Raw genomic sequence first — 7,791 nt, 5'->3', positions numbered from 1 at the left:
GCGTCCCGCCAAGAAGCGCTTCATCGACTACCCGCGCTTCGGCAAGGACGGCTGGCGCCGCTGGATGCCCTCGTGGCGTCAGGTCACCGCCGTGTTCATCGGCTTCGTCGGCTCGATCGTCGGTCTGATCGGCATCGCCTACGCCATGGTGGGCGTCCCGAACGTCAATCTCGCGGCCAAGGCGCAGAACAACGTCTACCTCTGGTCCAACGGTGATCAGATGATCGCCACCGGTGGCGAGGTCAACCGCCAGATCATCGGGATCGACGACATCCCCCAGGCCATGCAGGACGCGGTGATCTCGGGCGAGAACAAGACGTTCGAGACCGACCGGGGCGTCGACCCGATGGGCATCGCCCGCGCCCTGTTCAACATGGCCAAGGGCGGCGAGACGCAAGGCGGCTCGACCATCACCCAGCAGTACGTCAAGAACACCCGGCTCAACCAGCAGCAGACCTTCACCCGCAAGTTCAAGGAACTCTTCATCTCCATAAAGGTCGGCGCGACCATGAAGAAGTCCGAGATCATGGCGGGCTACCTCAACACCTCGTACTTCGGCCGCGGCGCCTACGGCATCCAGGCGGCGGCCCGCACGTACTACGGGATCGACGCGGACAAGCTCAACCCCAGCCAGTGCGCGTTCCTCGCCGCGCTGCTCAAGGGCCCGACCTACTACGACCCCGCGGGCGCGACGAACATCGACCCGAACGCCACCGCGGCGAGCAACAAGGTCAACTCGGAGATCCGCTGGAAGGCGATCCTCGACGCCGAGGTCACCCTCAAGCGGCTGTCGCCGACGGACCGGGCGAAGTACACCAAGTACCCGATGCCGCTGCCGATCAAGACGAACACCCAGATGGCCGGCCAGATCGGCTACATGGTGACCACCGTCAACCACTACTTGCTGAACAACAAGATCCTCACCCAGACCCAGCTGGAGCAGGGCGGCTACTCGATCAAGACCACCTTCCAGAAACCCAAGGTGGAGGCGCTGGAAGCCGCGGTCCAGAAGGTCCAGAAGGCCAACATCAAGCCGGGTGGGACCCACAAGAACGACGACGGCGAGGACGCGGACAAGTTCGTCCAGTTCGGCGGGGCCTCGCTGAATCCCACCGACGGCGCGATCGAGGCCATCTACGGCGGCGCGGACGCCACCAAGCACTTCACCAACAACGCCGACGAGACCGGCGCCCAGGTGGGTTCGACCTTCAAGCCCTTCGTGCTGGCCGCCGCGATGACCCACGGCGCCCGCAATCCGGATGATCCCCCGGTGCAGGGGGACGACGAGCGGACACCGGTCTCCCCGGACAGCTGGTTCAGCGGCAAGAACAACCAGCTGATCAAGGACTACACCGGCAAGCCCTGGATCGGGTACGACAAGAACAACAAGCCGTTCCAGTGGCGTCAGCCGAACGACGACGGCGACAACTACCCCAAGGTCACGCTGCGCACCGCGCTGGACAAGTCCCTCAACTCCCCGTACGTGCAGCTCGGCCAGGATGTCGGCACCGATCTGGTGTCCAAGGCTGCGCTCGCCGCCGGCCTGGTCGCGGACTCCAACAACGGCCTGCTGGACTACAAGAACAGCGTGACGTACTCCATCGGAACGTCGTCACCCAGCGCGATCCGGATGGCCGACGCGTACGCGACCTTCGACAACCACGGTGTGCAGAACGAGCCCTACTCGGTGACCAGCGTCCTGCACGAGGGCGACACGTTCTGGAAGCACCACAGCACGCCCAAGGTCGCCTTCTCCACCGAGGTCTCCGACACCATCACCGGCATGCTCGCCGACGTGATCAAGAAGGGCACCGGTGAGACGGCCCAGCTGCCCGGCGGCCGGGTCGCCGCCGGCAAGACCGGTACGACCGACGACAACAAGTCGGCGTGGTTCGACGGCTACACGCCGCAGCTGTCCACCTCGATCGTGATGTTCCGCCGCGACGACGCGACCCACACCGAAAAGGCCGGCAAAGCGATCAACAACCCGTTCCTGTCCATGTACGGGACGGCCGGGCAGCAGACGATCCACGGTAACTCCTACCCGGCGCAGATCTGGAAGGACTACATGAGCGCCGCGCTGGACGGGGCGCCCAAGACCCCCTTCCAGCAGCCGACGGGCAGCGTCGGCAAGGTCATCTGGGGCAACGTGCCGAGCCCCACCCCCACGCCGACGGCCACCACGCCGACGCCGTCCACGACGCCGCCGACGACGCCGCCCACCACGCCGCCGACGACGCCGCCCACCACGCCGCCGACGTCGCCGACGCCTTCGGACACGCCCACCACGCCGTGCTTCCCGTGGCAGAACTGCAACAACCCCACCACCCCGCCGCCGTCGAGTACCCCGACCGGTACGCCCACCGGGAGTCCGACCAGCGGTCCACCGGGACGCGGACCCAACAAGCCCGGAGGCGGGCTGTGACGCTCTGACCGCCCCAGGGGCCACGGGGGCTCTCGCCCGCACAGTCGCGTACGGCAGGATGTCGTCATGACGAGCGTGCGCGACCGTGCAGAGGACGACCGGCGAGAGCTTCCCGTGCGCCCCACCGATGAGGACCCGCTGGCCGCCGCGGCCAGCGACCTCATCGGCGGCCCGGCCGGGCGCTGGGCCATGATCGGCGGGCACCGGTGGTGGAATCCGCTGCGGGTGATGGTCCTGGTCGTGATCGGCATGTTCGCGCTCGGGATGGTGCAGAAGGCCTCCTGCTACTCCGGCGGCTGGTTCCAGGGCGGCGACGTCCAGTACATCCACGCCTGCTACTCCGACATCCCGCACCTGTACGCGCAGCGCGGCTTCGCCACCGACCTGGTGCCGTACTTCGACCGCCTGCCCGACGCGGTGAGCGGCTCCTCGGACATCCATTACCTGGAGTACCCGGTGCTGACCGGCCTCTTCATGGAGGTCGCGTCCTGGTTCACCCCGCACGGCACCGCGCAGCACAGCGCGCAGATCTACTGGATCGTGAACTCCGCGATGCTGATGATCTGCGCGGTCGTGCTGGTGGTGTGCGTGTCGCGGACCAACCGGCGGCGCCCCTGGGACGGCCTGTTCATCGCCCTGTCCCCCGCGCTGGCGCTGACCGCGACCATCAACTGGGACCTGTTCGCGGTCGCCCTGGCCGCCGCCGGCATGATGCTGTGGTCGCGCGGCCGGCCGGTGCCGGCCGGTGTGCTGATCGGCCTGGCCACCGCGGCCAAGCTGTATCCGGTGCTGCTGCTGGCCGCCTTGTTCATCTTGTGCCTGCGGGCCGGTCGGCTGCGGCAGTGGTCGGCCGCGCTGGGCGGCGCGGTCGTCGCCTGGCTGCTGGTCAATCTGCCGGTGATGCTGCTGGCCCCGGACGGCTGGGCGCAGTTCTACACCTTCAGCCGCGACCGCACCACGGACTACGGCTCCTTCTGGCTGATCATCATGGAGCGCTCCGGCAACCCGCTGACCGGCGTCAACGCCTACGGCACCGCCGTGATGCTGCTGCTGTGCGCCGGGATCGCGGCCCTGGCGCTCTACGCCCCGCGCCGCCCGCGGGTCGGGCAGCTGGCCTTCCTGGTGGTGGCGGCGCTGGTGATCGGCAACAAGGTCTACTCACCGCAGTACGTGCTGTGGCTGCTGCCGCTCGCCGTGCTGGCCCGCCCGCGCTGGCGCGACCTGCTGATCTGGCAGGGCGCGGAGGTGCTGTACTTCCTCGGCATCTGGATGCGGCTGGCGTACGTCACCGGCACCAAGCACCACGGCCTGACCGCCGACGCCTACCACCTGGCGATCGCCGCGCACCTGCTGGGCGTGCTCTACCTGTGCGGTCTGGTGGTACGGGACATCCTGCTGCCCGAGCACGACGTACTGCGGCAGGGCGGCGAAGACGACCCGGCCGGCGGTGTGCTCGACGGCGCGGACGACGTGTTCGTCCTGCGCACGGTGCCGGGCCAGCCGAGGCACGCGGCCTGACGACCGGAGCCGGCGGGGGCCCGGCAGCCGTGTCCGCGGCTGCCGGGCCCCTGCCTATCGGGTGCTGGATTCGGCCTAGGCCGGCTGGCGGTCCACGACCCGGTCGAACTGCGTCGTGGTGTGCCGCAGATGCGCCACCAGTTCGTCGCCGACCGCCGGCGGCGCCACGTCGCTGGGCAGGAACAGGATCGACACCTGCATGTGCGGCGGCTCGGCGAACCAGCGCTGCTTGCCGGCCCACACGAACGGCGACAGATTGCGGTTGACGGTGGCCAGCCCGGCCCGCGCCACGCCCTTGGCGCGGGGCATCAGCCCGTGCAGCGCCTTGGGCGCCTCCAGGCCCACCCCGTGCGAGGTGCCGCCGGCCACCACCACCAGGTGGCCGTCCGCCGCCGACTTCTCCTGCCGGTAGCCGTACCGCTCGCCCTTGGCGATCCGGCTGACGTCCAGCACCGCGCCCCGGTACTCGGTGGCGTCGTGGTCGCCCAGCCACAGCTGGGTGCCGATCCGGGCCCGGAACTTCGTCTGCGGGAACTGCTGCTGGAGCGTGGCGAGCTCGGTGGCCTTCAGATGACTGACGAACATGGTGTGCAGCGGCAGCCGGGCCGCGCGCAGCCGCTCCATCCAGGCGAAGACCTCCTCCACCGCCTCGCTGCCGTCGGTGCGGTCCAGCGGCAGGTGGATGGCGAAGCCCTCCAGACGCACGTCGTCGATCGCGGTGTGCAGCTTCACCAGGTCGTCCTCGGCCACGCCGTGCCGCCGCATGGAGCTCATCACCTCGATCACCACCCGGGCGCCGACCAGGCCGCGCACCCCCTCCACCGAGGAGACCGAGCGGATCGCCCGGTCCGGCAGCGGCACCGGCTCCTCGCCGAGCCGGTACGGGGTCAGCACCAGCAGATCGCCGCCGAAGAAGTCCTTGATCCGGGCGGCCTCGTACGTCGTGCCGACGGCGAGCATGCCGGCCCGCAGCCGGGTCGCCTCGTCGGCAAGGCGCTCGTGGCCGAAGCCGTAGCCGTTCCCCTTGCAGACGGGCACGAGGCCGGGGAACTGGTCCACCACGGACTGATGGTGGGCACGCCAGCGTGCGGTGTCGACGTACAGGGTCAGCGCCATGACCTGGTCAGGACCTTCCTTTGGGGGCACCCCCTGACGGCAGTCCAGGGGGAGAGTCGGCCGTCAGCGGCGCGACATGTAGATGTCGAGTGCCTTGTGCAGCAGCTTGTTGAGCGGGAAGTCCCACTCACCCAAGTATTCGGCAGCCTGGCCGCCGGTGCCCACCTTGAACTGGATCAGGCCGAACAAATGGTCGTTCTCGTCCAGGGAGTCGCTGATGCCGCGCAGATCGTAGACGCTCGCGCCCATCGCGTACGCGTCGCGCAGCATCCGCCACTGCATCGCGTTGGACGGCCGCACCTCGCGCTTGTGGTTGGCGGAGGCCCCGTAGGAGTACCAGACGTGCCGGCCGACGGTCAGCATGGTGGCCGCGGAGACCGCCTCGCCCTCGTGGACCGCCAGGTACAGGCGCATCCGGTTGGGGTCCTCGGCGTTGAGCTTGGTCCACATCCGCTGGAAGTACGACAGCGGGCGCGGCCGGAAGTGGTCGCGCTCCGCGGTGATCTCGTACAGCTGCTGCCACACCGGCAGGTCGTCGTAGCCGCCCTGGATCACCTGGACGCCGGCCTTCTCGGCCTTCTTGATGTTGCGGCGCCACAGCTGGTTGAAGTTCTTGAGGATGTCGTCCAGGGAGCGGTTCTCCAGCGGCACCTGGTAGACGTAGCGCGGCTGCACGTCGCCGAAGCCCGCGCCGCCGTCCTCGCCCTGCTGCCAGCCCATCCGGCGCAGCCGCTCGGCCACCTCGAAGGCGCGCGGCTCGATGAAGGTCGCCTCCACGTCGCGCAGCCGCTTGACGTCCTGGTCGGCGATGCCCGCCTTGATCGCGGTCGCGTCCCAGCGCCGGATGATCACCGGCGGGCCCATCTTCACGGTGAAGGCGCCCTGCGCCTTGAGGTGGCTCAGCATCGGCTGGAGCCACTCGTCCAGGTTGGGCGCGTACCAGTTGATGACCGGGCCCTCGGGCAGATAGGCCAGGTACCGCTTCACCTTGGGGAGCTGCCGGTAGAGGACGAGGCCGGCGCCGACCATCTGGCCGGATCTGTCGTCGAACCAGCCGAGGCTCTCCGACCGCCACTCGTTCTTCACATCAGCCCATGCCGGAACCTGGCAGTGGCTCGCCGACGGCAGGCTCTGGATGTAGGCCAGGTGCTGCTCGCGGCTGATGGTCCTCAGGGTCAGGCTCATACGGGGCGCTCCCCATGCTCAGACTGCGGGCTTTACTGGCCCGAAGCCTACTGTGAGGGGGAAGCGCCCCCGCTACTACCTGGGCCCCACCGCGCGGCAGCCGCGGCCGGCCCGGGCCCTTACGTGAGACCGCCGTTGGCCATCCCGATGTAGAAGCCGAGTCCGCACATGGCCAGGCTGAGGATCAGCGCGAAGCGCTCCGACGTCGTCTCGGAGATGTACTGGCCCCAGCCGCCGGCCAGGATGCCGATCACGCCGGTCCAGCAGGTGAGCACGTGCAGGCTGGGGAAACCGGCGGTGACGGTCGAGATGGTGCCGAGCACCACCGTCACCCAAACGATAGAGTTCACCAGCGGATGGCGGCGGCCGTCGTTGTTGAGCCAGATGCGGTGCAGGAGCTCCTTCGCCGGACTCTCCTGCTGCGGCGTCGTCCCGTCCGGGGCCCGGTTCTGCTGGTCCCGCGTCCGGTCCTGGGTCTGCTGGTCCTGTGTCGCGTGATGTTGTGCCATGGGGCACCTCCGTGACGGAGCGATGGCGCAAGGTAACGCCCTACACACACCCGATATGTACAGACTGGGGTCATGCGGGCCCGGATTTCAACCGGGGGGACGTCCACGGGTAGTCTGTACGGTCTGCACCGGATTCTTTTTCGCGGGCCTGGCTCTGTCAGTGGCCCGGGTTACCGTTGCGACGCAAGCCAAGCCCTCCTGCCACGGAAACGCCGTGGCCGCCTGAGTCCAAAGGAGGTGGGTTCCACTATGCGTCACTACGAGCTCATGCTCATTCTCGACCCCGATCTCGAGGAGCGCGCTGTCTCCCCGCTGATCGAGTCCTTCCTCGCTGTCGTCCGCACGGGCGGCGGCAATGTGGAGAAGGTCGACACCTGGGGCCGTCGTCGTCTCGCCTACGAGATCAACAAGAAGCCCGAGGGCATCTACTCGGTCCTCGACCTCAAGGCCACACCCGAGGTCGTCAAGGAGCTCGACCGTCAGCTCAACCTGAACGAGTCGGTGCTGCGGACCAAGGTCCTCCGTCCGGAACTGCACTAGTCCCCACCAAGGCCGGTTGGCCAGCCAGCCAGCAAGGCCGGCACAGCCACAGCCAGTCGAGAGGTCATCCCATGGCAGGCGAGACCGTCATCACGGTCGTCGGCAATCTCGTCGACGACCCCGAGCTGCGCTTCACCCCGTCCGGTGCGGCGGTCGCGAAGTTCCGCGTCGCGTCCACCCCCCGCACCTTCGACCGGCAGACCAATGAGTGGAAGGACGGCGAAAGCCTGTTCCTGACCTGCTCGGTCTGGCGGCAGGCGGCCGAGAACGTCGCCGAGTCGCTCCAGCGCGGTATGCGCGTCATCGTGCAGGGGCGCCTCAAGCAGCGGTCGTACGAGGACCGTGAGGGCGTCAAGCGGACGGTCTACGAGCTGGATGTCGACGAGGTCGGCGCCAGTCTGCGGAGCGCGACCGCCAAGGTCACCAAGACCAGCGGCGGCGGCCGCAGCGGTCAGCAGGGCGGCTACGGCGGTGGCGCCGGCGGCGGCCAGGGTGGTG

At 68.6% G+C, this 7,791-nt stretch carries 7 protein-coding genes; 4 read left to right on the top strand and 3 right to left on the bottom strand.

Annotated elements, in window-relative coordinates; translation table 11 throughout:
* Positions 1–2,425 (top strand): transglycosylase domain-containing protein (locus GA0115240_RS10185; protein ID WP_272919882.1); only part of this gene is annotated, 2,425 nt, incomplete at its 5' end.
* 66 nt (positions 2,426–2,491) lie between these two features.
* Entirely contained in the window at positions 2,492–3,943 is a 1,452-nt protein-coding gene (locus GA0115240_RS10180; RefSeq protein ID WP_093736343.1) for a glycosyltransferase family 87 protein, read from the top strand.
* 75 nt (positions 3,944–4,018) lie between these two features.
* On the opposite strand, the gene GA0115240_RS10175 is transcribed toward GA0115240_RS10180, so the two are convergent.
* The 3 genes from GA0115240_RS10175 to GA0115240_RS10165 all read right to left on the bottom strand — a co-directional run bounded on the left by GA0115240_RS10175 (position 4,019) and on the right by GA0115240_RS10165 (position 6,753).
* Positions 4,019–5,059: an alanine racemase gene (locus GA0115240_RS10175; RefSeq protein WP_093736342.1), complete on the bottom strand. Its 1,041-nt coding sequence runs from the start codon at positions 5,057–5,059 to the stop codon at positions 4,019–4,021.
* A 63-nt stretch (positions 5,060–5,122) separates the two neighbouring features.
* Positions 5,123–6,244: a lipid II:glycine glycyltransferase FemX gene (locus GA0115240_RS10170; protein WP_093736341.1), complete on the bottom strand. Its 1,122-nt coding sequence runs from the start codon at positions 6,242–6,244 to the stop codon at positions 5,123–5,125.
* A 119-nt stretch (positions 6,245–6,363) separates the two neighbouring features.
* Entirely contained in the window at positions 6,364–6,753 is a 390-nt protein-coding gene (locus tag GA0115240_RS10165) for a hypothetical protein (protein WP_346267934.1), read from the bottom strand.
* Between the two features lie 249 nt (positions 6,754–7,002).
* On the opposite strand from GA0115240_RS10165, the gene rpsF reads away from it, so the two are divergent.
* Together rpsF and GA0115240_RS10155 are read left to right on the top strand one after the other, a co-directional pair.
* Positions 7,003–7,293 carry a 30S ribosomal protein S6 gene (rpsF, locus tag GA0115240_RS10160; protein ID WP_093736340.1) on the top strand — a complete coding sequence of 97 codons (291 nt, stop codon included), beginning with the start codon at positions 7,003–7,005 and terminating at the stop codon, positions 7,291–7,293.
* A 71-nt stretch (positions 7,294–7,364) separates the two neighbouring features.
* Positions 7,365–7,791, top strand: a 427-nt coding sequence (locus GA0115240_RS10155; RefSeq protein WP_093736339.1) for a single-stranded DNA-binding protein, incomplete at its 3' end; no start/stop codon positions are given.

The organism is Streptomyces sp. DvalAA-14, from assembly GCF_900091855.1.
Classification (GTDB): domain Bacteria; phylum Actinomycetota; class Actinomycetes; order Streptomycetales; family Streptomycetaceae; genus Actinacidiphila.
The sequence above is the reverse complement of the archived record's forward strand: the minus strand, read 5'-3'. Positions and strand labels throughout refer to the sequence as shown.

What these genes read in the sequence shown, in the direction of transcription:
- GA0115240_RS10180 (WP_093736343.1), top strand. Translation starts at nt 2,492, where the DNA reads ATGACGAGCGTGCGCGACCGTGCAGAGGACGACCGGCGAGAGCTTCCC.
- GA0115240_RS10175 (WP_093736342.1), bottom strand. Translation starts at nt 5,059, where the DNA reads ATGGCGCTGACCCTGTACGTCGACACCGCACGCTGGCGTGCCCACCAT.
- GA0115240_RS10170 (WP_093736341.1), bottom strand. Translation starts at nt 6,244, where the DNA reads ATGAGCCTGACCCTGAGGACCATCAGCCGCGAGCAGCACCTGGCCTAC.
- GA0115240_RS10165 (WP_346267934.1), bottom strand. Translation starts at nt 6,753, where the DNA reads ATGGCACAACATCACGCGACACAGGACCAGCAGACCCAGGACCGGACG.
- rpsF (WP_093736340.1), top strand. Translation starts at nt 7,003, where the DNA reads ATGCGTCACTACGAGCTCATGCTCATTCTCGACCCCGATCTCGAGGAG.